The sequence below is a fragment of the Mucilaginibacter sp. CAU 1740 genome, assembly GCF_039839285.1.
GTDB lineage: Bacteria > Bacteroidota > Bacteroidia > Sphingobacteriales > Sphingobacteriaceae > Mucilaginibacter.
In genome coordinates, this window is record NZ_JBDOQS010000007.1 from 75,008 (window position 1) to 99,759 (window position 24,752).

Annotated in this window: 19 protein-coding genes; 9 read left to right on the top strand and 10 right to left on the bottom strand. The window is 40.4% G+C overall.

Features of this window, described 5'->3' with window-relative positions; genetic code table 11:
• Window position 1 precedes the first annotated feature (1 nt).
• The 9 genes from AAFN85_RS16165 to AAFN85_RS16205 all read right to left on the bottom strand — a co-directional run bounded on the left by AAFN85_RS16165 (window position 2) and on the right by AAFN85_RS16205 (window position 12,571).
• A complete protein-coding gene (locus AAFN85_RS16165) occupies window positions 2–3,166 on the bottom strand; it encodes an efflux RND transporter permease subunit (RefSeq protein WP_347528638.1) in 3,165 nt (1,054 codons plus the stop codon).
• Window positions 3,167–3,195: 29 nt separating this feature from the next.
• Window positions 3,196–4,230, bottom strand: a complete 1,035-nt coding sequence (locus AAFN85_RS16170; RefSeq protein WP_347528639.1) for an efflux RND transporter periplasmic adaptor subunit — start codon at window positions 4,228–4,230, stop codon at window positions 3,196–3,198.
• A gap of 236 nt (window positions 4,231–4,466) precedes the next feature.
• Entirely contained in the window at window positions 4,467–4,853 is a 387-nt protein-coding gene (locus AAFN85_RS16175; RefSeq protein WP_347528640.1) for a hypothetical protein, read from the bottom strand.
• Window positions 4,854–5,247: 394 nt separating this feature from the next.
• Window positions 5,248–8,883 (bottom strand): hypothetical protein, encoded by a 3,636-nt coding sequence (locus AAFN85_RS16180; protein WP_347528641.1) that lies wholly within the window; start codon window positions 8,881–8,883, stop codon window positions 5,248–5,250.
• Between the two features lie 12 nt (window positions 8,884–8,895).
• Window positions 8,896–9,783, bottom strand: a complete 888-nt coding sequence (locus tag AAFN85_RS16185; RefSeq protein ID WP_347528642.1) for an ABC transporter ATP-binding protein — start codon at window positions 9,781–9,783, stop codon at window positions 8,896–8,898.
• Between the two features lie 16 nt (window positions 9,784–9,799).
• Window positions 9,800–10,543 carry a hypothetical protein gene (locus AAFN85_RS16190; protein WP_347528643.1) on the bottom strand — a complete coding sequence of 248 codons (744 nt, stop codon included), beginning with the start codon at window positions 10,541–10,543 and terminating at the stop codon, window positions 9,800–9,802.
• Window positions 10,530–10,931, bottom strand: a complete 402-nt coding sequence (locus tag AAFN85_RS16195; protein ID WP_347528644.1) for a GntR family transcriptional regulator — start codon at window positions 10,929–10,931, stop codon at window positions 10,530–10,532. Before AAFN85_RS16195 ends, AAFN85_RS16190 begins: the two co-directional genes overlap by 14 nt.
• 11 nt (window positions 10,932–10,942) lie before the next feature.
• Entirely contained in the window at window positions 10,943–11,731 is a 789-nt protein-coding gene (locus tag AAFN85_RS16200; RefSeq protein WP_347528645.1) for a hypothetical protein, read from the bottom strand.
• A 6-nt stretch (window positions 11,732–11,737) separates the two neighbouring features.
• On the bottom strand, window positions 11,738–12,571 hold the full coding sequence (locus tag AAFN85_RS16205; protein WP_347528646.1) for an ABC transporter ATP-binding protein: 834 nt from the start codon (window positions 12,569–12,571) through the stop codon (window positions 11,738–11,740).
• Window positions 12,572–12,849: 278 nt separating this feature from the next.
• Here AAFN85_RS16205 and AAFN85_RS16210 point away from each other — a divergent pair, with 278 nt between their 5' ends.
• From AAFN85_RS16210 to AAFN85_RS16235, 6 genes are all read left to right on the top strand, one after another.
• On the top strand, window positions 12,850–13,779 hold the full coding sequence (locus AAFN85_RS16210) for a rhodanese-like domain-containing protein (RefSeq protein WP_347528647.1): 930 nt from the start codon (window positions 12,850–12,852) through the stop codon (window positions 13,777–13,779).
• Window positions 13,780–14,539: 760 nt separating this feature from the next.
• A complete protein-coding gene (locus AAFN85_RS16215) occupies window positions 14,540–16,795 on the top strand; it encodes a hypothetical protein (protein WP_347528648.1) in 2,256 nt (751 codons plus the stop codon).
• A 256-nt stretch (window positions 16,796–17,051) separates the two neighbouring features.
• Window positions 17,052–17,999, top strand: coding sequence for a site-specific DNA-methyltransferase (locus AAFN85_RS16220; protein ID WP_347528649.1), 948 nt, complete (start codon window positions 17,052–17,054; stop codon window positions 17,997–17,999).
• Entirely contained in the window at window positions 17,977–18,798 is an 822-nt protein-coding gene (locus AAFN85_RS16225; protein WP_347528650.1) for a hypothetical protein, read from the top strand. The genes AAFN85_RS16220 and AAFN85_RS16225 overlap by 23 nt, the downstream gene beginning before the upstream one ends.
• Window positions 18,799–18,802: 4 nt before the next feature.
• The gene (locus AAFN85_RS16230) at window positions 18,803–20,365 is read left to right on the top strand and encodes an ATP-binding protein (protein ID WP_347528651.1); all 1,563 of its coding nucleotides are present in this window, start codon (window positions 18,803–18,805) and stop codon (window positions 20,363–20,365) included.
• 28 nt (window positions 20,366–20,393) lie between these two features.
• Window positions 20,394–21,044 (top strand): HNH endonuclease signature motif containing protein, encoded by a 651-nt coding sequence (locus AAFN85_RS16235; protein WP_347528652.1) that lies wholly within the window; start codon window positions 20,394–20,396, stop codon window positions 21,042–21,044.
• A gap of 27 nt (window positions 21,045–21,071) precedes the next feature.
• Here the strand turns inward: AAFN85_RS16235 and AAFN85_RS16240 are convergent, their stop codons facing one another.
• A complete protein-coding gene (locus AAFN85_RS16240) occupies window positions 21,072–22,547 on the bottom strand; it encodes a recombinase family protein (protein ID WP_347528653.1) in 1,476 nt (491 codons plus the stop codon).
• A 334-nt stretch (window positions 22,548–22,881) separates the two neighbouring features.
• On the opposite strand from AAFN85_RS16240, the gene AAFN85_RS16245 reads away from it, so the two are divergent.
• The 3 genes from AAFN85_RS16245 (at window position 22,882) to AAFN85_RS16255 (ending at window position 24,748) form a co-directional block, all read left to right on the top strand.
• Window positions 22,882–23,043 (top strand): hypothetical protein, encoded by a 162-nt coding sequence (locus AAFN85_RS16245; protein WP_347528654.1) that lies wholly within the window; start codon window positions 22,882–22,884, stop codon window positions 23,041–23,043.
• Window positions 23,044–23,228: 185 nt separating this feature from the next.
• The gene (locus AAFN85_RS16250) at window positions 23,229–23,783 is read left to right on the top strand and encodes a BfmA/BtgA family mobilization protein (protein ID WP_347528655.1); all 555 of its coding nucleotides are present in this window, start codon (window positions 23,229–23,231) and stop codon (window positions 23,781–23,783) included.
• Between the two features lie 8 nt (window positions 23,784–23,791).
• Window positions 23,792–24,748, top strand: coding sequence for a DUF5712 family protein (locus AAFN85_RS16255; RefSeq protein ID WP_347528656.1), 957 nt, complete (start codon window positions 23,792–23,794; stop codon window positions 24,746–24,748).
• Window positions 24,749–24,752 lie beyond the last annotated feature (4 nt).

Consider the following 24,752-nt stretch of genomic DNA (forward strand, 5'->3'; position numbering starts at 1 on the left):
TTTAATGGGCTGGGTTTGTATTGAGGTTATCGGTGCCATGTTCGCCGGTTGCGGTAGTTGCATCCTTAGGCTTCTTAAATTTTTCCTGAAGTGTTTGGAAAATGATAAACAGCGCCGGCGTAATAAATATGCCGAACACTGTGCCTATAAGCATACCACCAACAGCGCCCGTACCTATTGAGCGGTTGCCATTGGCACCTGCCCCGGTAGCCAGCATTAAGGGTATTAAGCCAAGTATAAAGGCAAAAGAGGTCATGAGGATAGGGCGTAACCTTGCCTGGGCACCGCTTACGGCTGCTTCCATAATACTCATGCCGCCGCGCCGCCTCTCAACAGCAAATTCAACTATTAATATGGCGTTTTTTGAAAGCAGGCCAATAAGCATGATCAGCGTAATTTGCAGGTAAATATTATTGGCAACGCCAAACAGGTATGCAAAAATGAAGGCTCCGGCTATCCCGATAGGAATGGTTAACAGGATGGCCAGCGGCAGGATATAACTTTCATACTGGGCGCTTAGTATGAGGTAAACAAATACCAAACAAAGCAAAAAGATATAAATGGTTTGGCTGTTACCGGAAAGTTCCTCGCGGGTAATACCTGAATATTCGTATCCATAGCCTTGAGGTAATTGCTGGCTGGCCACCTGCTGAATGGCCGCTACTGCCTGGCCCGAACTGAAACCGGTATTTGGAGTGCCATTGATATTAATAGATGTAAAAAGGTTAAAACGGGTAATTGCCTGCGGACCGTAATCCTGCGTTAAGGTCACAAACTCGGTAATAGGCACCATATCCCCGGCAGCGTTTCTTACAAATACCGAATTAAGGCTCTCCGGGGTCATTCTGTATTCGGGTGATGCCTGTACCATTACCCTGTATTGCTGACCAAATTGGGTAATGTTTGATGCATACAAGCCACCATAATAGCTTTGCATAGCGCCTGTAATATCTGTAACGTTTAAACCGGCCTCTTTTATTTTAGGCACATTTACGTTCATCAGGTACTGCGGAAAGTTAGGATTGAAGGATGTTGTAGCAAACTGTATTTCAGGCCGCTCGGCAAGGGCCGATAAAAAATCTTTGCTCACTTTATAAAAGCTGGCAATATCGCCTCCTGTTTTATCCTGCAATTGAAAGGCGAAACCGCTTGTAGCACCAAAACCCTGAATAGTAGGCGGCGAAGTAAACTTAATTTCCGCTTCAGTTATATTCGATGACTTGGCTATCAACTCGTTAATAATAGCCTGGATATCTCTTTTTCGCTGATCCCACGGAATTAGCCGCATGATCACCATGCCGTAATTATTACCGCTGCCGGCAAGCTGGTTACGGCCGTTTACGCCCAGTATATTATTAACCTCGGGTATTGAACGGGCAAAAGTTTCTATTTTCCGGGTTACCTGGTCTGTGCGGCCCAACGATGAACCCGGCGGAAGGGAAATACTGCAGCTAATGGCACCAAGATCTTCTGCCGGTACAAACCCTGTAGGAGTGGCCCTGGCAATAAAGAAAAGTAACACTATAAAAACCAAAAGCATAGATACAGGCACCCAGGCTCTCCGGCTAAAAAAGGTTACTGCCTGAATATATCTTTTACTTATTTTTTCGAACCCGGTATTAAAAGCGAGGTAAAACTTCTGAATAAAACTGAGTTTCTTATGCTCCTTATCGTGTCCTTTCAAAAACAGCGCACACAATGCGGGACTTAAAGTAAGCGCGTTTATTGCTGATAATACGATGGCAATGGCCAACGTAAGCCCAAATTGCTTATAAAAAACGCCTGATGAACCACCGATAAAACTAACCGGGATAAATACAGCCGACATAACCAGGGTTATAGAGATGATCGCGCCTGAAATTTCGCCCAGGGCATCAATACTGGCTTCTTTTGCAGAGTGATAACCGGCATCCAGTTTGGCGTGTACGGCCTCAACTACTACAATAGCATCATCCACAACTATACCTATGGCCAGGATAATGGCGAAAAGAGTAAGCAGGTTGATGGTAAACCCGAATAGCTTAAGAAAGAAAAATGTACCCACAATAGCCACCGGAACGGATATGGCCGGAATAAGCGTTGACCGGAAATCCTGTAGAAAGATAAATACCACAATGAAAACCAGTATAAAGGCCTCGAATAGGGTGTGCAGCACTTTATCAATAGATGCGTTAAGGAAATCATCGGCATTTTGCAGCGTTACATACTTGATACCAGGCGGGAAGTTTTTTGCAGCGGCGGTCATCGCTTTAACTGTTTCCTGTATTACCTGGTGCGCGTTTGAACCCGCAATCTGCGATACATCTATAGATACAGCAGGGTGTCCGTTCATACGCGTGGTGGTAAAATAGTTTAACGCGCCAAGTTCTATCCGGGCCACATCCCTCAGGCGTAATAACCTGCTCCGCGAGTTTGCCCGTACTACGATATTGCCAAACTGGGCAGTATCTGTTAAGGTGCCCGGATATTTGATCACATATTGAAATGCCTGTCCGCCGCGTTCGCCAAACTGGCCGGGTGCGGCCTGGATGTTTTGATCGGCCAGGGCTGCATTGATATCCGCTGGAACCAGGCCATATGAGGCCATTTTTTGTGTATTGAGCCAAATACGCATGGAATAATCCATCTGGCTTGGCAATGAAGCATCGCCCACACCCTGGATCCTTTTAATAACCGGGACTATGTTGATATCAACGTAATTTTGTATAAAGGTTTGATCATAAGCCGGGCTTTCGCTGTAAACCGAATAGGTGAGCAAACTGCTTGTTTGCTTTTTTTGTACGGTAACGCCGGCTTTGGTAACTTCTTGCGGTAACAAGGCCGTAGCTCTCGAAACAGCGTTTTGCACGTTTACAGCTGCAAGGTTAGGATCGCTGCCTACTTTAAAACTTACTGTGATATTGGCAGTACCATCATTTCCTGCTGTTGAAGTGAGATAATCCATGTTTTCAACGCCGTTAATCTGCTGTTCGAGCGGGATAATAACGGTTTTAAGTACAACATCGGCATTTGCACCACTGTAGGTGGCTTGTACCTGCACGGTAGGCGGCGCGATATCAGGATATTGAGAAATAGGGAGCGTTAATAAACCAACGATACCTATTGTTACGATTATGATAGAAACGACCGTTGAAAGAACGGGTCGTTCGATGAATTTTTTTAACATGATATGGAAATAAGGTGAACGGAAAATGTTTACGGGTTGCGGTAAACCGAATCGGCATTCAGCAACTGAGGCTTAATTTGCAGCCCTTCCCTCAGTGAAGCGATACCATCAACCACTATTTGTTGCCCGGCTTTTAAGCCTTTGTTCACCACATAAAACTGTCCCGGGCTTGCACCGATCTCCAACTCTTGAGATTTAACTTTATTAGCGGCATCAACAACATAAACAAAAGTTTTCCCTTGTATTTGGTAAGTCGATTTTTGAGGCACCATAATGGCGTTGCTTACCGTTTTGGGAATGCGTACAATGGCGCTGCTGCCGCTGCGCACCAGGCCGCCAGGGTTAGTAAATGTAGCCCTCATATTAATGGAGCCTGTTTCAGCATTGATCAACCCGCTTGCTGTTTCTACCTTGCCTTTACCTGGCAATTGTGTACCGTTGGCCAATACCAGCGTAACCGGTGGCAATGTGCTTAGTTTTTGCTGCATGGTGCCACCCTTGGCGGCCAAAAAGAAATCGAGTCCCTGGCTTTCATTGATTGAAAAATAGGCGTAAACGCTTTCAATATTAGATACCGTGGTTAAAGGATTGGTTGTGGTGCTTGAAATGAGGCTCCCAATTTTATAAGGAAGGATCCCAATTACGCCATCCGCCGGACTGTAGATGGTGGTGTAGCTCAAATTTGTTTTAGCATTGTTAAGTGCCGCCCTGGCCTGCGCCAGCGCCGCCTCTTTCGAATCTAAAGTGTATTGTGCTGCCTTAAGTTCATAAGGGCTTACAATGTCCTGCTCAACTATGGGTCGTACTTTATCAACCTGCATTTTGGCTGCATTAACATCGGCAATGGCTATCTTGATATTAGCCTGGGCTGTGGCTACATCCTGTTCGTATTGCGGGGCATTAATGCGAAAAAGTAACTGGCCCCGTTTTACTGTAGCGCCCTCATCAACATAAATATTTTCAACATAACCATCAATTTTAGGCCTGATCTCGATGTTTTGGATACCCATTATAGAGGCAGGATAATCGGCATTGATATTGGCCTGGCGCGGAGCCAGTTTCATTGTAGTAAAAACTTTGGCCCCGGTTTTTGGCGCCGATGCACCCGTGCCACCGCATGAATATAAAGTAAAGACAAGCAGGGACGGTACAGTATAGGATAAGATTTTTTGAGATAAATTCATAACAAACACATTTAACAAATGATTGCCAGGTACAAATAAGCAGCAGCGTATTTACACCCGATATCATTGATGATTTAATAAAACAGCAGCGCATAAGCGCTTAAGTAAAAGGGATGTTAAGAAAGGGAAGGAGGGCCGCGCAGGCAAACAGACTCAGGCTGGGTAAGATTACCGGCAGCGGTTTTAAAACCGATAAAAGTTAGCGCGGGCAGATATCTTAAAGGCGAGCCAAAGGTGAAGGATGTTTTTTGGGGCAAAGCCAGCACCTGGAATTTTTGTGTGTAGCATTGCAGTTTAATTAAGCGCCTGCGTTCGTCATTCTTTTTGATTGACTGGAACTTTTGCTCAGATCTAACCTTAAACATTTGGGCATAGCGCACTATCACTTCTCCCTGTAGCGACAAGAAGATAATGAGGACTATGCTTAGCCTGCTTATGTGTCTGAACAATTTAACCACTTGATATTCTTTTTCATAGCCAGGAATAACATCCTGGCTAATCATATTACAAAACTGGTCGCCAATTCTGAATTTTTTATGAGCAAACTGCTAAACCATCAAACCATCGCCTTTATGTTACATGATTATTTCATTGAGATTACAAAACGTTTTAATAGGTGGTAGATAAATAAAGAAAGACCGCTTTAAGCAGTCTTTCTTCGCTGGTTTGTAAAAGCCTATCGTGTTTGAGATATCGTGATTGCACGGAATTATAAGGAGCTTGACGGCATCCCGCTACGGCCCTTTAGCTTTACACCTCGTTTTTTTACTGCAACGATTGCATTATGGAAAACCCCGGCCTGCGTCAATCAGGTTCACCTACCGATTTGGTTAGCCGGGGCTTATTCATCGTTTTTTTAGGGATCAACGCATTAATTTTTATTCATCCGTTAAGTGATCAAAAATCTCTGGTATTATCCCTGGCAACGCGGTCAATCAGTTTGTTGTAGGGGTCGATACCGGCCTTTACGGGTTTGCCTTTTACTGTTATAGTAATTATATGTTCGCCTGCAGTAAGTTTATGTTTTTGAAAGTAAAGCGGGTTTACCTGGTTTCGTCCATCTTTATCCCTGGTGTCTGCAGCAAAAATCCCAATATCAATATAGTCATCCATGGCCGCCGGTACATCTTCTCCTTTACCGTTGATGTAAATTTTGCCGGTGCTCACTTTCAAGGTCACTTTATATTGCCCGTTTCCTATAGCAACAGATTGCGCATTAACTACATGATTATCATAAAAAGTGATCTTTTCCCAGCTATCGGTTAAGTAATATTGTAATGAATCGGGTGTGTGCTTCTTCAAATAGCGATATAGGTCGTTATTGCCGGGGTAGGGCGGTTCTTTTTTGAAAGCGTAAGCCTCTTTAAATTCACGCAGGGCCGCATTCATATTTTGTTCGCCAATAAGGTCCCGTAAACCATATAGCATGTTGGCAGCCTTACCCTGGTACTGGTGCCATTCGTTGGCCCTTAACAGGGTATGTTCGGGTTCGCTTCCCCGGCTGTGGAAATATAGATAGCGCCACATTTCATCCTGTAATACATCGTGAATGTTATTTTTTCCATATTTCTTTTCCACCATTACATAAGCATCATACAATGCCAACCCTTCAGGAATCATAAACGAACCAATGGTTTTGTTGGGGGCTACCTGGTAACGCCACCATTGCTGCGATACCTGCCTGATAGCTGTGTAATAACAAAAATCAAACAAACCGGGCTTTCTAAAATCGGCCGTCCAGCCATTATTTTCAGCATAAGTATCCAGGGTTGATAACGAGGCCGAGCGTGCTCCGTAAACCCCGGTTTCAACTATCCGCATATCACCAAAAGGATAGCTGCCATACATAGCCGAAAAATAGCTGATGCCGTCTTTAACAGCGTCCCGATACCTGTTAACATTGTAAGGATGTAATGGATTGTAATATATCCCGGTGTTAACCTGCCTGCCATCGTTTAACTTAACAACATCTTGCAATAAGGCGTACTTCGCGCTTAAAATACCAAACGGCGGGTACATGCCTGGTTTATTTTGCACATAATGAAAATAGCTGCGGCCGTTGCTTGTCCACTGTTTTTGTAAACTGCCGTTTGTTATAGCGGTTTGCCCTGCGGATGTACTTATAGTGATATCCAAACTTTGTATGCTAACACTTTTGCCGGCCAGTAGGTTATTGACGCCTTCAGGATTATTCTGTTCAAATACTTCATCTTTTTTGGGCGGTAACCCGTAGCGGTTACGTTCGTAAGGGCTGCTTAGCTCATCATCTTCATCATAACCGATACCCGGCAAACCTCCTTTAAAGAATGTGCCGTTACGCAACAGATCGGCACTGTATAGGTCATTACTAAAGCCTTTATAATAAATAGCCGAGTGCAGTTCTACCACAACCGAATCGCCGGGTGCCAAAGCTTTTTCAAATTTATACAGCCTGAAATCGGCGGTATCCTTTTCAGGCTTAAAGAAGTTGAATTTACCCCGTTCATAAACCAGCGGGGTAGTAAAAGGTATCGCTTTACCGTCGATTTTTAAGTCGTATTCAGGTACTTCGTCACCATCTATCAATAGCTGGCTTATAGTCTTCTTTGTTTTATTAACCAATGTAAAATATCCATGCGTGGCCGACTGTTGTTTCTCCGGGTAGATGTCCACATTAAGTTTCACTGAGCTTACAACGGGTAGGGGCAGGTTTTGATAGCGCTTTAATGTATGCTCGTACAACACGGCGCGTTCATTATTTTCTGATTGGGTGAGGTAGTTGTTAAGATAGCTCACATTATAATAAATAAATGATGAAAGCGACAGTAAGGCCATAACCAAAACAGCGGTGATCAGCCGGGTAGGGGTATTGAACCTTCCGGCTATCAATTGCAATCTTTCTTTTAGGGTTGATGATACGCCCCGGTAATAAAAAAGGGCGGCTAAAATAACTAACAAGCCTGCAGTTAAAAGCCAGTAAAGGTTAAACCAGGCTACAGGCGCGGCCATATGACCGATACCATCCATGTCAGAAATACGATAGCCCGGAGTGTACGAGTATAGTAGCAGGTTATAATTAAAAATGGAAGTGGTATGTAAAAAGTACAGCGCAACCCAAATGGTTATGCCAATACCATGGGCGGCGAATTTATTATTCACCACTACGTGTACGGCGTACGAAAACACTACCATCTCTAAAAACCTCGGCAAAATTAGACCGAAAACAGAAAGAATATAACCCGGGAAATTGAATTGTGTAAACCCTTTAGCTATTTGTATTCCAAGGCCCATAAGCATGGGCACCAATGATAAGCCGAGGCCTAATACCAATAAACTCAATAACCTCGAGCCATTTAAAACCCAATTAGGAGCAGGTAACGAATCGTTGATAAATGCATAGCGGGTTATACGGTCACGGTGTACGGTTTCGCCGGTGTAAAAAATGATAATAAAGAATATAAAGAAGAGGAAAACTTCGTTAAAAATGTCCAGTAATTCAACTGTACGCGGATAATCGGGGATGTAGTAAAAACTATTTCCCATAGAGAGTGCAAAACCTAAAAACACAAGCCCGCATGAAATGATGATCCAGAAATAGTTATCGCGTATAATGTTAAGTAGTTCAGTTTTGGTGAGGCTTAACAACGTTTTATAGTTATAACTACCACTAAAAGAGGTAGCTACTTTGGGCCGCACCGCGCCGCGGTTCACTTCGCCATCTTTAACTAAGTTTTTATCGCGCTTGCCGCTAAAAAAGTCCTCAAAATTAAAACGGACGTAGGTGTAGATCAACAAAACCAAGCCAAGACCAGGCCATAAGATCCGGTTAAGCAGCAGCGGCCCGCCAAAATTAAGCAGGTTAGTATTTTGCATAGCCGCCGTTGCCGATTGCCTTTGCTCCCTGATGCCGTTAAAAGCAAATGGATCGGCAAGGTTAATCACATAGTGGTTATTGGTGCGCTGTAAAAAGAAAGTAGCTATCAGGTAACCCAGAAAAAGAATGATACCCCCGCTATAGATCACTTTAATGTTTCGTGTTATGGCGACCAGCCCGTAAAATAATGACGATGTAAAAATGAGATTGGGTACGGCTATCAATAAAAATGGCTGCCAGTAATACATGAAGTTGTTGGGGCCATAATTGCTGGCATCTTTCCAGTGCATCAAGGGACCAAGTTTCGATCCTAAAAATACACCCGTCATAACCGCGCTGCCAATAATAAGCACAAAAAACAGCGAACTGAAGTACCTGCCCCAAAAGTAGCCGGCTTTGGTAATGGGGTAGGTTAAATAATAATCTTTGGTATTGTATTCAATATCCTTATACAAGGGCATCCCCATAATGCCCGATGTTACCAGCATCATGAACATGCTTATCCACCCCATGGCAAATGCGATGAGCATAGGACTGTTAATGTGTTCTTTTTCGCCAACAGGGAGCGAACCTGTTGCGAATGAAAGTGTTATAAATATCAGCGTGGCGAAAAAATAAACATACACCAGGGGCCTTCTGAGGCGGTTCTGCGCCTCAAAAGCAAATATTTTCCAAAACATAGCGGTATGGTTTTAAATGGTATTTACATCTACACGGGTAGCAATATTGCTAAAATATACATCCTCTAAATTGGGCGTTGCCGGTATAAAACCTTTACCCGGATCAGTTTCGGCCAGAATACGGATGTGTAGTTTTCCAGTTTTCAACTGTGTTGAGATCACCGAAAAATCGTCCTGGTAAAAGCCTAATTCTGCTTTATCAATGGCCTTGGTAAAAATGCGGCCCTCCATCTCGTTCACCGCAATATCAGGTTCACCTGCATACAAAACCTCGCCCTGGCAAATAATGGCAAAGTTGGAGCAAAGGGTGCTTACATCTTCTACTATATGCGTTGATAGGATAACGATGGTGTTTTCGCCAAGCTGGCTCAACAGGTTGTAAAAACGGTTGCGTTCAGCAGGGTCAAGCCCGGCCGTTGGTTCATCAACAATAATGAGTTTTGGATTACCGATCAGCGCTTGCGCTATGCCAAAACGTTGCTTCATACCACCTGAGTAAGTACCAAGGTTTTTCTTTTTATCCTTACCCAGGTTTACATTATCAAGCAGGGCGGCAACCAGTTCTTTACGTTCGGCATTGTTGCCAACGCCTTTTAGCTGTGCAATATGATCCAGCATCCGCTCCGCGCTTATTTTGGGATATACACCAAATTCCTGGGGAAGATAGCCGAGCAATTGCCTGACTTCTGTTTTGTTTTTGAGTACATCAAGGTCATCTAAAAAGATGCTGCCTGCATCGGCTTCCTGTAAGGTTGCTATTGTTCGCATCAGCGATGATTTGCCGGCTCCATTCGGCCCCAGCAAACCAAACATGCCATTGTTTAAAGTAAGCGATACATCCTTGAGGGCATGCACCCCGTTGGAGTATGTTTTTGATAGTGCATTGATTTGTAATTTCATAAGGATTTTATTCAGGTTAGGGTATTTGTTTATTGATAGATCTTGTTGCGGCCCCGTTTACGGTGAGGCTGGCACTATCTGCCAGATGGTAATTGACAGTTTTTATCCGCGCCTCACTTAAAATGAGTCTGCTTTTATCATTTATTTCAAAATCGGCATGGTTTAAAATGTTGTTTCTTTGTATGGTAAGTTTTGGGCTACTCTCTTTGTTGTTACCGGTGTTGGCATGAAAATATGCCAGTACATTGTTTTGCAGCACAACTTTGCTTCCCCATTCCTGTACCAGGTTTAAACTATCCTGTTTAAACCCTTCTACAAGCAAATGATGATCCGACCAGTCATCAACAGCAATCGTATCAGTGTATTTTACTTTGTTTAAGGTGTAAGTGGCGCCTGCTTTGACAGATTTAAGCACAGGGCACGAAATCAATACAGCAATATCTCTCCCTGAATTATATCGGGCGTTTCTCCAATTTAAATCAATCACCAGGCTATGATCAATTTGCTTTATTGCTAAAACATCTTTAACCGTATTGCGCACCAATACTTTAAACGGCCCCTGAACAAGTTTAACCGTGATCATACTGGCAGGGTTGATCATTATTTTATTAAAATTTTGGTAAGGCAAGCTGGCGAAATCTGCAAAAGGCCTTTTGTAATTGCCTGTAGCATATTCTCGCTTAATTGCGATGTCGTATATCACATTGGCGGCTACAAGCGTAGCAGCAATAAGTATCACTATTTTATTACTTGTTTTCATCTGGCGTAGGTTCGGTGGGTTTGCTATTCAATACTTTATATCTCTCGAACAGTGGCTGCAGATCATCGAACGGAATCTCAAGCAGAAGAACATTCCTGAAAAACTCAGGGAGTTCCTGTTGCATGAAGCGCTCCCGGCGAAGCACTTTTATTTTGGCAGCTCCGTCTTGTGCTACAAAAAGCCCCATTCCCCGTTTATTAATGATCACTTCCTGGTTTTGCAAAAGTTCGTACGCGCGGTTAACCGTATTGGGGTTAACCTCCAATTCAACCGCCAAATCACGTATTGAAGTTATCTTTTCGCCGGCGGGCCACTTGCCGGTCAATATATTTTCACTCACAGCAGTTGCTATCTGCAGGTATATGGGTTCGTTGTCCTTAAAATCCATATGATTAACAATTAAGCCTGTTTTTCTTTTAAACGGTGGTAAGCCGCTATCCAAAACAAAACAGCAATAACAGAGTATAATATTACCGCATACATTTCCTTATTATCATTTAGGTTGATCACTGTAACGCGGCCATTTTCTATAAAGGCGGTATTAGTTAATGGCATTGTGGCGATGGTATCTTTACCAAGCAAAAGGTCGTATAAAAGCTTATTACCAAGCATCAGGAGGGCAACGGCGATAAAAAAGGAAAAAGCTGTTTTGATAAAATGAAGCTTTTTAAAATATATAGCACCATAAAAGGCTATGGAGTGTAAAAAGGCGTACAAAGCCAAAATAATGACCAACAGAGCATAGCGAAGCGCACCAGGCCTTTCCAACAGGCTAAATAGCTCCGGCTGTTGTTGCGGAAAGTGTTTCGCGTTAATAAAAAACAGCATCACGAGGTAAAAGCTACCGGTAACCACCACAAACAAGATCACAAAAGAATACAGCCAGGCCACCAGGTATTTTTCGAAGTGGCTGGCAGGCAATGATAGCCATGGTATATTGTTCTTACTGCCGTATTCGGCAAAAATGTTGCTGGTAAATATGGTACCTCCTAACATCAGGAGCCAGACATAAATCAGGATCTGAAAAATGGAATCGAGCGAAGTATTGATCAGATAAACTAAAAAACCGCCGCCCATCACCATTACGCCAATCAATACTACTGCCGACATCAGATACCTGGTATAGTATTCCTTACTATGCTTGACAAACAACCTGCCGAACCTGCTGAGGCTAAAAAAGTCTGACATTTTTTATTATGCTTTTAATAGTTCTACAATTTTTTTATTGCCGCTGATGATGGCATTAAACAGCAACTCCAGGTCAACTTTGTTGAACCTGCCCGTGGTGTTCTCGGAAATGGCCGAAGTTCCACGCATGTCTTTTTCTTCATATAAAGCTTTTAGTCCATCATTATCCGTATAAAAGCCAAAGGTCAATTTCTCAACCACTTCATCCATGGTACAGTTAACTACAATCTCTTTATCGTGTAATATCAGCAATGTGTCGATCAGGCTATCAAGGTCGCGTACCTGGTGGGTAGAGATCACGATACAACGCTCATAGGTCAGCACCGAGGCTATCAGCTTCCTAAACTGCACTTTAGATGGAATATCCAGTCCGTTGGTAGGTTCATCCATAATAAGCAAACTGGTATTGGTAGCAAGGCCAAAAGCGATCATTGCTTTTTTCTGCTGACCGAACGATTGTTTGTCCATTACCGCATTTTCGTCAACGTCAAGTGCATTGAGGTAAGTATAGAAATCAGATCTGCTGAATTTTGGATAAAACCCAGCGGTATTGTCTACATACTGCGAAGGGGTGAACGAAGGCACATAAATATCTTCAGAAAGGAAATAGAGCTGCTCCAGCACCGAAACCGGCCGCCCTGAAACATTTGCTTTATTCAATAAACAGGTACCCTTTTGCGGATAAGCAAGGCCTGCCATGTTTTTTAATAAAGTAGATTTACCGGCTCCGTTCTTTCCCAACAGGCCATATATATGACCTTCGCTAAGCGAAAGACTTAGGTTTTTAAATAACTCGGTTCGCTTGTCGTACGCAAAGCTCAAATTATTAATTTCGATCATAATATTGTTTCGGTGTATTGGTTATCTAATACACCGCAAATAGAAGTTTAATTTTTGATAATTCCTAATAATTTTGTTTTAATATTAATGTTTTGCGCTGAATAGTAGGCCGATGAGGAGTTGTGCTGATTATTTGTTTTGTAGCGTGTTATTTGCAGGTTCTAAAAATGCGTTTCAATTCAACAGCACTGTTAGTACTTTTAAAGTCAAATAATAGTTTATCGGTAAAATCTGACCGATCAATAAATTAACTGCCTTATCTTAGCTGCAACTGAAGTATGAATACATTAGTTCACTTGATACAAACCCATGGGATCTGGCTGGTTTTCCTTATCACTCTTTTACAAAGTGTAGGGTTACCTTTGCCTGCCCTTGCAGTGCTTATAGTAACTACGGCCGTTACTCCGCCAACAGCATCCAACATTATCGTTCTTGTTTTGATAGGGGCGTTGGGAACACTAATGGGTGACCTCATATTATATTTTGCCGGTAAGAAATATGGAACAGGGATCCTCGGGAAATTATGTAAAATTTCTATCTCACCAGATTCATGTGTTCGCAACACCGGCGATGTTTTTGACCGCTACGGTGCGCCTGCTTTAACAGTTGTAAAATTTATTCCGGGTCTGTCAACGCTTGCGCCGGTTGTTGCCGGGGTTTACGCAATGGAACTGGCGTTATTTATATTTTTCTCATCTCTGGCTGCGCTTATTTACGTTGGTGCGGCAGCAACGTTAGGTGCGGTTTTCCGGCACCAGGTTGATGGTTTGATTGCAGCAATGAGTCATTATGGTGCAATGGGTGGTTTATTTATTGTTTTATTATTCGGCTTGTACCTTTTGTTTAAATGGCTTCGGCGTTATCGCCTTATCAGGCAGTTTGAAACAGATAGGCTAACTGTTAACGATTTGATAGAATTGATGGATGGAAAATATGATCCTGTGATACTTGATGCCCGCCCGGTTGATCAACGTACCAGAAATGGATTTATACCGGGTTCAGTTCCTGTTGACGAAAATAGTCTCAACGCTATAGCGGATAGATATGCCCAGCACCAGGAAATTATTATTTATTGCTCCTGCCCAAATGAAATTACCGCTGCAAAATATGCAGAGAAATTACGTAAAGTTGGTTTGAAACGAATCCGTCCGCTGGTGGGAGGGATCGACGCCTGGGCTGAATCGGGCCAACTGGTTGTATTTAGTTAAACGCCATTTTGCTGATAAATATTAGTGAATGGCATTTGATCCGGGCTTGCAATTTTTGCCAAAGCAATATTGCGAATCAATCAAGCAAATAGGCTTGCTGCGTTAGTTACTCGGCAAAACTGTTTTAAACATCTATCAACTTTCCTCATTTTAAGTCATTTGACTTTAGGGTTCAGGCCTCTATTGAAACAACGCTTTAGTACAAAGTATCGGCCTTACCCTGTCTTACAAATTTGGCAAACCCGGTTTTGGCAAAATTGCAAGCCCGGATCAAATGCTATTAACTATAGATAATTCGCGGTGATTTGGTTTGGTATCGGGGCGAGACATTCCGCCCTCCTGGTGAAACGCAGTGAAATATTGGTGAAACAAAATTTGATATAGCCCTGTAAAAGGTTGTTTTTGGATAGGTATTGTATTGATTTGTGAAACGAAAAACATCCTTTTTGTATGTTTAAAGGCTGTTTTTCGTTTTTTAAGTGATCCCGCTTCTCACTATCTCGAACTATTTCCTCACTGATTTACGTTTATTCGTGAATTTTGACTAATTATATTAAATCTCCCAAGAGATCTTTGAAGTTGATTTAAGCCGTTCAAGAAAATTATAATTTCTAACCTCATTCCTTGTAGAGGTTTTAAAGACAGATTTGCTATGAAAATTATCCTCTTTCTAAGAAATAATTTGATTTACTTATTTTCCATTCAATATTATTTTCAATTTTGCGGCCAATATATATCTTAGTAAAAATCTCCTAACTATATGCAATCTATTGACTACAAAAAGGTATTTTCAAAACTTAGTCATATCAAGGCCTTATCTCATGATCAGAAATTTGAACAAGTGGTTCAGAATATTATTACATATTCATTAATTAATAATAATCAGGAAATCAAAGGCGAGCAAGATCTCGCCGATAATATTGTTAAAGTGTACGGTATTTCCATCCGCACTCATATAGTTCAATCTAACTTAGACCGACTGTTGGACAATGGCTCAGTTATAAAGAACCCAAGTACTAGAGCAATTACACTGCAACCGCAAATAGCGGAAAGAATTAAAAAGCGTATAAGTGATAATACTGAATTAGAATCGAAAGTTAAAAGCAAGTGGCTTTACGAAATAGCTCAGGTATTACCCGAAATCAGCGCGGATAATTATGAAATGCTCTGGAGACATTTAACAGATTACCTTTTTAATGTATTGGAGCAACATGGCGTTGAAACATTGAATTTACTTAATCCTTCTCTAAAAGTATCAGATGAAGCCCAACTGAGTTTAACATCCATCTTAGAAAAGGTAATTAAAGAAAACGGAGGTCAGTTCTCAAAAGAAAATTTAACTAATGCTATCAATCAATTTATCTTGAAAGCTGATGAAGAGCGAACAAGTTATCTTTCTCAATTGGTTGACGCAACGTTTACTAGTTTTGCGCTAACATCCGATAATGACACTGTTAATTTTCTTAATAATCGTTTTCAGAACTTATTCCTGTTTCTTGATACAAACTTTATTTTCGGGATACTTGACCTGCATAAAAATAACGAGGACGCATCTGCAAGGGAGATTTTATCAGAGATAAAAAAGAATAATTTCCCATTTCAACTCACGTTTCATCCTGAAACGCTTTCTGAGTTTAAACGTGCATTTGATTCCAAGGCGTTGTTTATAAAGTCAACTAAGTGGAGCAGGGAAACCAGCCGTTTGGCTTTAGCTGTTGACGGACTTAGCCCTTTGGAGGAGTTATTTCATAAGGAAAACGTCGAAAACAATATAGACCCCGAAGTTTTTCTTGACAAGTATGATCATGTGGATCTAATTATTAAAGATCTTGGTTTAACGGAATACACTGTTGGAAAGAAATCGGTTTACGATTCAGCGGAGGTTGAAGAGGATATTGAGAAGTATAAGACGTTTTATGAGTCCAACAAAAACAGAAAGCCTAAAACATACCAAGGATTTAAGCATGATATAGAAGTATTGAGGGAAGTCCGGAGTCTGAATCTTAAGAAAACAAAATTTTTGGAAAGCAAGGCGTTTTTCCTTAGTTCCGATTATGTCTTGAGCAAATTTGAACGAGAAAACTATAAGCGTCGTTGGGAAATTAATTTCATCATTAGTCCAAGTACGTTTCTTCAATTAATTAGACCATTTGTTCAAAATGACTATGTGACTAATAAAAAATTCATTGACACGTTTAGCATTCCGGACTTGAGAACTTTCGAAATTGACTATACCGGAACAAGATCAAAGACATTACAAATTTTAAACGACAGCTATCATGATACGTCATTTAAAACAAAGGTTGCCATTCTTCGAGATCAGGTATTGCTTGAGAAGTTTGAAAAACTAAGCACAGATCAACTGGCACAAATCGAATTGATTGAAAATCGGATCGCAGTTGAAAATCAACTTCTTACGCAACAAAAAGAAGATGCGGAACGGGAAATTGAAATTATTTCTGAAGAACTTGCCTTGGCAACGGATTCCAACCATCGTCTTAAAGAAAAATCTATAGAAGAGATTAAAAGTCTAAAAACAGAGGTAGAAACCTTAAAAGCTGCATGGAAAATAGAACAAGATAAAAAAATACACTTAGAAAGGGTGCTCGATTGGACAGAAAAAAAAACAAAATTTTGTGATGAGCGCCTGGCACAAATAAGGAAGCAGTATGTTTTGGATTTTAAATATTCTCTTGTGCCAACTTTGATGCTATTTGTAACAGCATTTTCTGTATTTATCCTGTCCAGATATTCTGAAAAAATAAAACTTTTCTTAGTTCCCAATTATCTTTCGGATAATCAATTTACTTGGATCGTGATTGTCTTAGGTTTAGTTGTTGGAATAGAAGTGGTAAGGCGAACATATATTACAAAAAAAGAACGTGTAGGCAATGGTATTTCTTGGGCTTCAACGTTTGGAATTTCAAAAAGAAAACACAGGCTAGTAGAATCGCAAAGATCAGAAATAGAAGCAGGATTTATAGCAGAGCAGCCGTGCCCCGTGGAAAAGTTATAGTATTGCGATGAATGGCTTGAGAGCCGATCTTTAAAAGAAATTGAAATTCTTATTAATGTTATCAGCTAACGCTTTGCTTAAAAATCAAATATGTTAAAATTCCAAAACCATGTCGCAATTTGATATCGAGTACTTTGAATTTGAATAAATGAAAAGTGCTCACTCTTAGTCGTGATAGCTTGACTGACTATTTGGTTTAACTCTTCACAGTATGAAGTTGAAATAATTCTCCGTAATCCTTTAAAAAAATCATACTTTGGCTGATTATTTTCCTTATCAGAATAATATTTTAATGGATATAGCTTATAGAACGGACAACGGAATTTATTATCATGGTAGCACTGCTGAGCTAAATCAAGCGGATTTCGAAAATCTTTCTGATCAAAAAGCTAGTCTAATCTTCACCTCCCCCCCCTTTCCGTTGAAGCGTAAGAAAAAATATGGGAATCTAAATGGGGTAGATTATCTTGATTGGCTTGTCGATGTTGTTAATCACTTACTTCAATTTTTAAAAGATGATGGCTCTTTAGTAATTGAGGTGGGCAACGCTTGGGAACCAGGGATTCCAGAAATGTCAACTTTGCCGATTGAGGCGCTTCTAGCTATAAAAAATAAATGCAACCTTCATCTGTGCCAAAGTTTTGTTTGGTATAACGCGGCCAAATTGCCAGGGCCTGCCGAGTGGGTGAATGTAAAGCGTATAAGAGTCAAAGAAAGCTTCACACATATTTGGTGGCTTTCAAAAACTCCTTTCCCAAAAGCTGATAATAGAAAAGTTCTTCAGGAGTATAGCAAGTCCATGAAGAAACTGCTAAAGGATCAGAAATACAACGCTGGTCAACGGCCAAGTGAACATGTTATTAATGAAACCAGCTTTCTGAAGGTTCATGAAGGCTCTATACCGAGTAATGTATTAATTTCTTCTAATACATCATCAAATACTGACTACCAAATTTATTGTAAAGCAAACAATATTCCACTGCATCCCGCCAGGATGCCGAAAGAAATTCCAGAATTTTTTATTCGCATGTTAACGGATGAAGGTGATATGGTATTAGATCCGTTTGGCGGATCTAATACGACAGGAGCGGTTGCGGAAAATCTTAACAGAAAATGGATTTCTACTGAATTGAATATTGAGTATATTAACGGTTCAAAAGGACGATTTTCTAATTTGATACATGGCACAGCTGTTAGTAATTGAGGACAAAAAGCGGCGTTTATATCAACCAATCGCTAGCATAAGAGACTATAGTGAGCCTGACTTCGAGGCAAAGCTATTTAAGTACTCCAAAGAGCTTTTTTCAAATTATTATGCTGTAAAATTTAAGTACACTATTAAAAAGAAATCTGATATATCGGAATCATACGAACCAGATTTATTGCTGATATCAAAAAAGTTCAATCGATGGATACTTGTGGAAGTGGAACTTTGCAAGCCTGATTTAGGACATACATTTCGTCAAATTGACACTTTCTTAGACCCTTACTTTGACCCCGATGATGTAATTAAGTTTTTATTGAAACACAATGAAACTTTCGTCCAACATAAGGCTGAACTCATCAATCTAATAAAGACCAATGCAAAAGCTCCAGAAGTTTTAGTAATTTTTGACGATTATGACAAAAAGGTATTTGAAAAGATCGACTTGCGTTATAAAAGCTTAAATGTTTGTGTATTGGAAGTTTATCGAGAGCATGGAAACCACTTTGACGCTTATAGATTAGGTGGTAAGTATCCTTATGATATTACTAACACAACCAAAATTGCTTACTACGACGAAATGCACTTCACCATTGAAAAGGCAGACCTTGTAAGCCACTTGTCTTCTGGCGAAATTGAAGTACATTTCAATATGGTGCCTTATAATGCCGTATTGACGAAACCAAAGAAAAAAAACAGCAAATGTATGCTTAAAATTGTTGATCATAACTTCGACAAAAACGACCTTTTGCAGTTGGTGATTGATGTTGATAATAAACTAATAATCCAGCCACTTTAAAATTATGGAATTACTACTGGGCTACGAAATTCTCGATTCTTATCAAAGGCTTCCATACAAGATCTGGTACGCTTTAGCTGAATTTATCGATAACAGTATTCAATCTTATAGAAATCACCCTGAACTTAAAGATATTTTGAAAGGTGAAGGAATTGGGCTATTCGTAAATATAAGCTATCAGAATAAGACGGCAACAAATCCCGGCTTTATCTCAATTGTGGACAATGCTTGGGGAATGGATGAACAGCAGCTCCAAAACGCTTTAATCCTTGGAAAAAAACCTGAAGTAAAAGACGGACTCTCCAAATATGGTTTGGGTTTGAAGACCGCAGCATTTTGGTTCGGGCGCGCGTGGACAATTGAAACGACGGAATATGGAAGCGCAAAAAAACTCATAGTCGAAGTCGATCTCAACAAAATTTTAAAAGAAGAAGAAGCATTTTACGAAAAGCAACGCCTTGAGAATCCGAATGTAGAAGCTCTTATACAATTCAAGCCAAATCTGGAAATTAAAAAAGTAGATTGCGACGTAAGTAGCCATGGTACCAGAATACATATCACTGACTTATACAGAAAATTTATAGCAACGACCGTCTCAACCTGTCGGGAATACCTATCATCAATTTACCGCAAAGACTTAGAGTCTAAAAGCGTCGAAATAAATTTTCAAGGTGAAGCCTTAAGGTGGTCGATGGAGGAAATTTTATCTCGTTTGGCTCTGGATGATAGTCGAGCTCGCTTGCATAGAAGTTTTTCTTTTGTAATAAATGGCAAAAATGTTTACGGTTGGGCTGGCGTTTTACAAAATGGTGGTAGAAAATACGCGGGATTTTCATTGTTACAAGCAAATAGAGTAATACAAGGATTTCCTATGGCATATAAGCCCCGTTCGATTTTTGGAGAAGATGGTGGCCGAAACGACTTAATTAATCAACGTTTGGTTGGCGAATTGCATGTAGATGGCTTTGAGGTGAGTCATACTAAAGACCAAATTTTATTTGATGAAGAAGAAGAAGTTGCATTGGAAGAAAATTTGATAAGAGAAATAGGTGACTTCAAAAAATTGGCATCAAAACTTAGAGTAAAAGAAATTGAAAGTCGTCCAACAATCAATTTTGAACTTGCAACCAGCCATGTTCTCAAAAACTTAAAAACTAAGGACTTTCAATACACTTTATTCCAGAAAGACGTTTTACCAGAGGAAGTCATTGAATCTAGCAATGATGAGGCGGTTCGCCGGGTTTCAAGGGTTGAACATAAAAGTTTAATTGCAAAAATTGGCCAATTAGAAATTTTGGTCCTGATGAGTGATGAAAGTTCTGTTTTTGACCCTTACTTGATTGTTCAGGCAAGATCAGATAGAGATAAACTGACAATAGTTATCAATAAAAATCATTCGTACTGGTCAGAATTGGACGAATCTTCTGCATTTAATTTCTTGCTAAATTGTATCTATGATGGTATAGCGGAATGGAAAGCCTTTTTTATCGTAGAATCAATTGATCCAAGCACTATAAAATTGATAAAGGATCATTTCTTAAGGTTGAGGTTGGATATTTTAGACTAATTTGGGAAGGGAGATATAACAGTAAATTATGACCGGAGCCCAATTGAATCGATTGCTGGCCATAGAGGCAAATCATGCGTTATATCGTGAAGATGGGCTTTGGTATCACAATCTTAAACGATTCCCAGGAGTGTTATTTGACAAGTCTGGTTATGTTTTGTTTATCACTGAAGATGAATATATTAACAATCCAAATTTACAGATTAAAAAGGATTTACATATAACCGGTGGCATTCAAGTATTACCAACGTATCAAAAATATTCTGAAAACCAATTGTTATTGATTTATGGAATCAGTTTGAACATGGTTGTAAAGAAAGATAAAAGCGAGGAGGTCGTCCGAACCCTTAGAAAAATTGATGTAATTCTTCGAAATAGGGCGACGGTTGCGAAACTTAAAAGATTATATGAATTCACATGTCAAATTTGTTTAGGGAGATTAAAGTTAGCGAGTAATGAGTACTATATCGAGATTCATCACATTATTCCTTTAGGTAGACCTCATAATGGCAAAGATTCCTTAGATAATATGATTTGCGTATGTCCAAATTGTCATGTCCTGTTGGATTTCAAAGCTATCCCGTTAACAAAAAATGGCTTTAAACTATTGAAACATACAATTTCGCCTACATCAATGGATTTTCATAATGAGCAGTTTTTCGCATGTGCCAAGATGTAAGATCGAAAATGGCTTATACTCGCATGCTCAAATATCGGTTAATTTAACTTCAAAGGAATATAATAATTGTATCGAACTTTCTATTTCAAAGTCGCCAAATCCTACTACTGAATAGGCAAGATTTTTTGGAAATAAAGCACCAATTAACTTGCGTTTTTGCGCAATGTTTGCCTTTTGATATACTGCCGACAAATCTAGGATCAATTTTTCTCGATTATTGGCTAATTGCCGAATGTCCTCATCGGGATTCGACAAAAGTGATCGCATTTCATTTAATTCCCTTATTTTGACTTTTGTTTCTTTTTTTATTTCGTGATAGTCTTCTGCATCTAAATCCCCTAAAAGCAATAAATCTTGGGCGCGTCTAAAGCGAGCTTGTCGATCTTCAATTTGTTTCGTGAGTTGGGCTTTTTTATTAAGATTGAAAATGTTTTTATTCTGTGAGGTATCCTCAATTACCTTTCTAAAAAGACTTAAAACTTTTCCTTTCACCCTGAATTTGGTTAACTCGTTTATAAAGGATTGATTTAATTGATCCGCATTGAATCGTATTCCACAGGTTGATGAACAATGGTAATAAGAGTAGTAAGACCTACATCCCTTTGACTGGCTACCGGTTAGCATACGATCGCATTTTGGGCATCGGAGCAAGCCTCGCAACGGCAGTTTTGAAGGCAGGCTTATTAAACTTTTAAATCGCTTTCTTCCATCTAAAACCCTCTGCACATCTTCGAATAAAGCTTCTGTAATTATCGGCTGATGCTGTGCTTGTACTATTTGCAAAGGTTCATCTTTAAACTCGGCAATCACGATTTTACCACAATAGACAGGATTTCTCAGGAGGTAAGCAAAATTGGAACGAGTGCAGCTTAATCCTTTATTTCGAGCCTGTTTCCATACTTGATCTATTGACGTTTTACCGGTTGCTATTTCTCCAAAACCCCATTTCAATATTTCTGCGATCGGCTCATCAATTCCTATGTATTTGCGCCCGTCTTCGTGACTTTTATTTTTATAGCCAATTGGTGCAGTGGCCATCCAACGCCCTTCTTTTTTTGCTCTTCGCATACCATGAAAGACATTGAGCGCACGCCGGTCGTTTTCAACTTCTGGCGCAGCCAAGTAAAAGGCCAACATTATCTTGTTTTCTGGTATAGTCAAATCTAATGGCTGTTCTATCGCCTGAGGTTCAATTCTATAGCTCCTAAGCAAATTGATCATTTGGTAGGCATCAGCGGCATTTCGGCTAAACCTATCCCATTTAGTGAATAATATCAAATGTGGCCTTTCTGCTGATTTCTTTTTGAAGTGATTTAGCATGCCCTGCCAACCGGGCCGGTTAAAGCTCTTGGCCGAATGATCTTCATAGATAACATGTCCGACGCTAATGCCATGTAGTTGGCAATATCTGCGCAGCATTTCCTCCTGACTTCGTTGGGAATAACCCTTATCCGCTTGTTCATCTGTACTTACCCTAATATATAGATCTGCTACCTTCATCATCTGCATTTATGTCAATTACTATTTCTGCAAGCAAGTAAAGAAAGTTAACTATCACCTCTGCCTCGGTTGGACTAATAATCAGACCATCTTTTTTTAATAAGGCCACCGCCTTTTCCGGCGTTATACTTCGTTTCTGGCTAACCATTTTCATATCTTGTTTTGGATACTACAATGTTGCGGACTTGTCAACTAATGAATAGACCAGTTGCCTAAGATTTTATCACGATGAAATTTAAGCGTGTAATGGCATCTCCCAATTTCACTTTTTATTTTAGGCAAGTTGTCAAAAGCTAAGATGCTTGCTTAGCACCTTTGACTATCAATTCAGATAGTCATGAAAAACAGTGAAATACTACCAGGAGTAAAAGGCAGAAAATTCAACGGACATATAACCAAGATTAAGCTTATCCGCACCAAACCACGTCAGCAGATTCGTCAATTCCTGCGCTCCTTCGAACCGTTGGAGTTGTCGGGCCGCAGGCCGGACAACCGTTAAAAGCGTGTCCTTTTTTTAAAAGAAAAAAGGAGCAAGCGGAAGTTGGGCAGAGCCCTACTTTGCTTGCTCTACGCTTCGCTACGAGGGTTTAACTTATACTCCGGGTATAAGTTGTAGCACAAGCTATATCCAAAACACCGAAAAAAGTATAACCCCGGTTATAACCCACCACTAAAAACGACAGAATGAGTAATAAGGATGGACATACGAAAACCCTAAGGTTCTCCGATGCACTGGACGAAAAGTTTGGCAAGCTGGCGCAGAAGCTGAACCGCAGTAAATTGCAACTCTTCGGGTTGATGGTTGAATATTTTTATAAGACAAAAAAAGACCCTGCGGATATCAGCGACGAAATGCTAAAAACGTCGCTCGCCAAAAACCACGATACCTATATACGGTTTATCCGTACCCAGGAAGATACCCTGCTCATACCCTTGAAAGAAGAAGTTGACCGGATGATCAACAACCAACGCGAAATAGTCAGATACTTTAACGAGCAGGTAGTCAATGCAAACAAGGCCATTCTAACAGGTCAGGAAACACAAGCTTCCAGGCAAAAAGAAACCGACAAGCTGCTTCAGGCTGTTTACGGCCGGATCGATACCAAAGAAAAGCTTAAAGCGAAATTCCTCATGATCCTTACCGGCTACATCAAAATGCGTGAGGAACTCGGCAGCTTCAAGAACAGAGAAAAAGAAGAACTGACGGAAAGTTTTAGAAAACAGATAACAGACTTATAGAAGCCATTATGTATATCAATATCACCGACAGCGAAGCCGGAAATAACAAAGAAAGCAGTAAACAATTGGTTCATTATCTTGAAAAAGAGAACCGTCTGATTGATCGGCATGAGCCGGAGCGATGGTTCAATGGAACAAGTAACGGCATTTTGCCACATGAAGTTGGTAGCAGGCTGGATGACAACATCGCCAAATTAGGCCGCGACGATGCTAAATTTTTTCTTATCAATATCAGCCCCAGTCAGAAAGAAATTGCCTGGCTTAAATCACAATATGGTGAGGCTGGTGGGAAGGATATGCTAAAAGCATTTGCGGTGGGTATCATGGACGAATACGCAAAAAACTTTAATCGACCCGGCATAAAAAGCAACAGCGATCTGCTATGGTTCGGAAAGTTGGAAAATCACCGTTATTTCAATCACAAAGATGATGAAGTAAAAAATGGTTTTAGAAAACGCGGGGATATAAAGCCCGGTGAACAAATGCACATTCAGGTCATCGTTAGCCGAAAAGATATTACGAATAAGATCAAGCTCAGCCCGATGAATAAATCACGCGGTTCAAACGAGGAGCATTCTAAAAAGGTCGGACAGTTTAACCGGTCGGCCTTTAAAGAATCAGGTGAAAGGCTATTCGACGAACAGTTTAAATTTCAGCGTGATTTGAAAGACACTTACCGGTATGCTAATGCTCAAAAAAAAGGCACCCTCGGACAACGTATCGCCATTGGGGCCGAAAGATATGATCAATATCACGGACAACAGCCAGGTAAAAGAATTTTCGGTTTAGAAAAAAGTCAACAGACTACAAGCCTTTTGGATAAAGGTCATTACCCAAATTCGTCAAACCTTCTTGAAAACATACCTGACCGGCTACAGACATTGCTGGAACCAGGAAATAAGGGCGACATCGCCCCACTATTGCCGAAGAAAAAGGATAAAAAACGTAAAGGGTTAAACTTATAATATC

Coding starts and splice junctions, on each gene's coding strand:
- AAFN85_RS16165 (WP_347528638.1), bottom strand. CDS start 3,166: ATGTTAAAAAAATTCATCGAACGACCCGTTCTTTCAACGGTCGTTTCT.
- AAFN85_RS16170 (WP_347528639.1), bottom strand. CDS start 4,230: ATGAAACTGGCTCCGCGCCAGGCCAATATCAATGCCGATTATCCTGCC.
- AAFN85_RS16175 (WP_347528640.1), bottom strand. CDS start 4,853: ATGATTAGCCAGGATGTTATTCCTGGCTATGAAAAAGAATATCAAGTG.
- AAFN85_RS16180 (WP_347528641.1), bottom strand. CDS start 8,883: ATGTTTTGGAAAATATTTGCTTTTGAGGCGCAGAACCGCCTCAGAAGG.
- AAFN85_RS16185 (WP_347528642.1), bottom strand. CDS start 9,783: ATGAAATTACAAATCAATGCACTATCAAAAACATACTCCAACGGGGTG.
- AAFN85_RS16190 (WP_347528643.1), bottom strand. CDS start 10,543: ATGAAAACAAGTAATAAAATAGTGATACTTATTGCTGCTACGCTTGTA.
- AAFN85_RS16195 (WP_347528644.1), bottom strand. CDS start 10,931: ATGGATTTTAAGGACAACGAACCCATATACCTGCAGATAGCAACTGCT.
- AAFN85_RS16200 (WP_347528645.1), bottom strand. CDS start 11,731: ATGTCAGACTTTTTTAGCCTCAGCAGGTTCGGCAGGTTGTTTGTCAAG.
- AAFN85_RS16205 (WP_347528646.1), bottom strand. CDS start 12,571: ATGATCGAAATTAATAATTTGAGCTTTGCGTACGACAAGCGAACCGAG.
- AAFN85_RS16210 (WP_347528647.1), top strand. CDS start 12,850: ATGAATACATTAGTTCACTTGATACAAACCCATGGGATCTGGCTGGTT.
- AAFN85_RS16215 (WP_347528648.1), top strand. CDS start 14,540: ATGCAATCTATTGACTACAAAAAGGTATTTTCAAAACTTAGTCATATC.
- AAFN85_RS16225 (WP_347528650.1), top strand. CDS start 17,977: ATGGCACAGCTGTTAGTAATTGAGGACAAAAAGCGGCGTTTATATCAA.
- AAFN85_RS16230 (WP_347528651.1), top strand. CDS start 18,803: ATGGAATTACTACTGGGCTACGAAATTCTCGATTCTTATCAAAGGCTT.
- AAFN85_RS16235 (WP_347528652.1), top strand. CDS start 20,394: ATGACCGGAGCCCAATTGAATCGATTGCTGGCCATAGAGGCAAATCAT.
- AAFN85_RS16240 (WP_347528653.1), bottom strand. CDS start 22,547: ATGATGAAGGTAGCAGATCTATATATTAGGGTAAGTACAGATGAACAA.
- AAFN85_RS16245 (WP_347528654.1), top strand. CDS start 22,882: ATGAAAAACAGTGAAATACTACCAGGAGTAAAAGGCAGAAAATTCAAC.
- AAFN85_RS16250 (WP_347528655.1), top strand. CDS start 23,229: ATGAGTAATAAGGATGGACATACGAAAACCCTAAGGTTCTCCGATGCA.
- AAFN85_RS16255 (WP_347528656.1), top strand. CDS start 23,792: ATGTATATCAATATCACCGACAGCGAAGCCGGAAATAACAAAGAAAGC.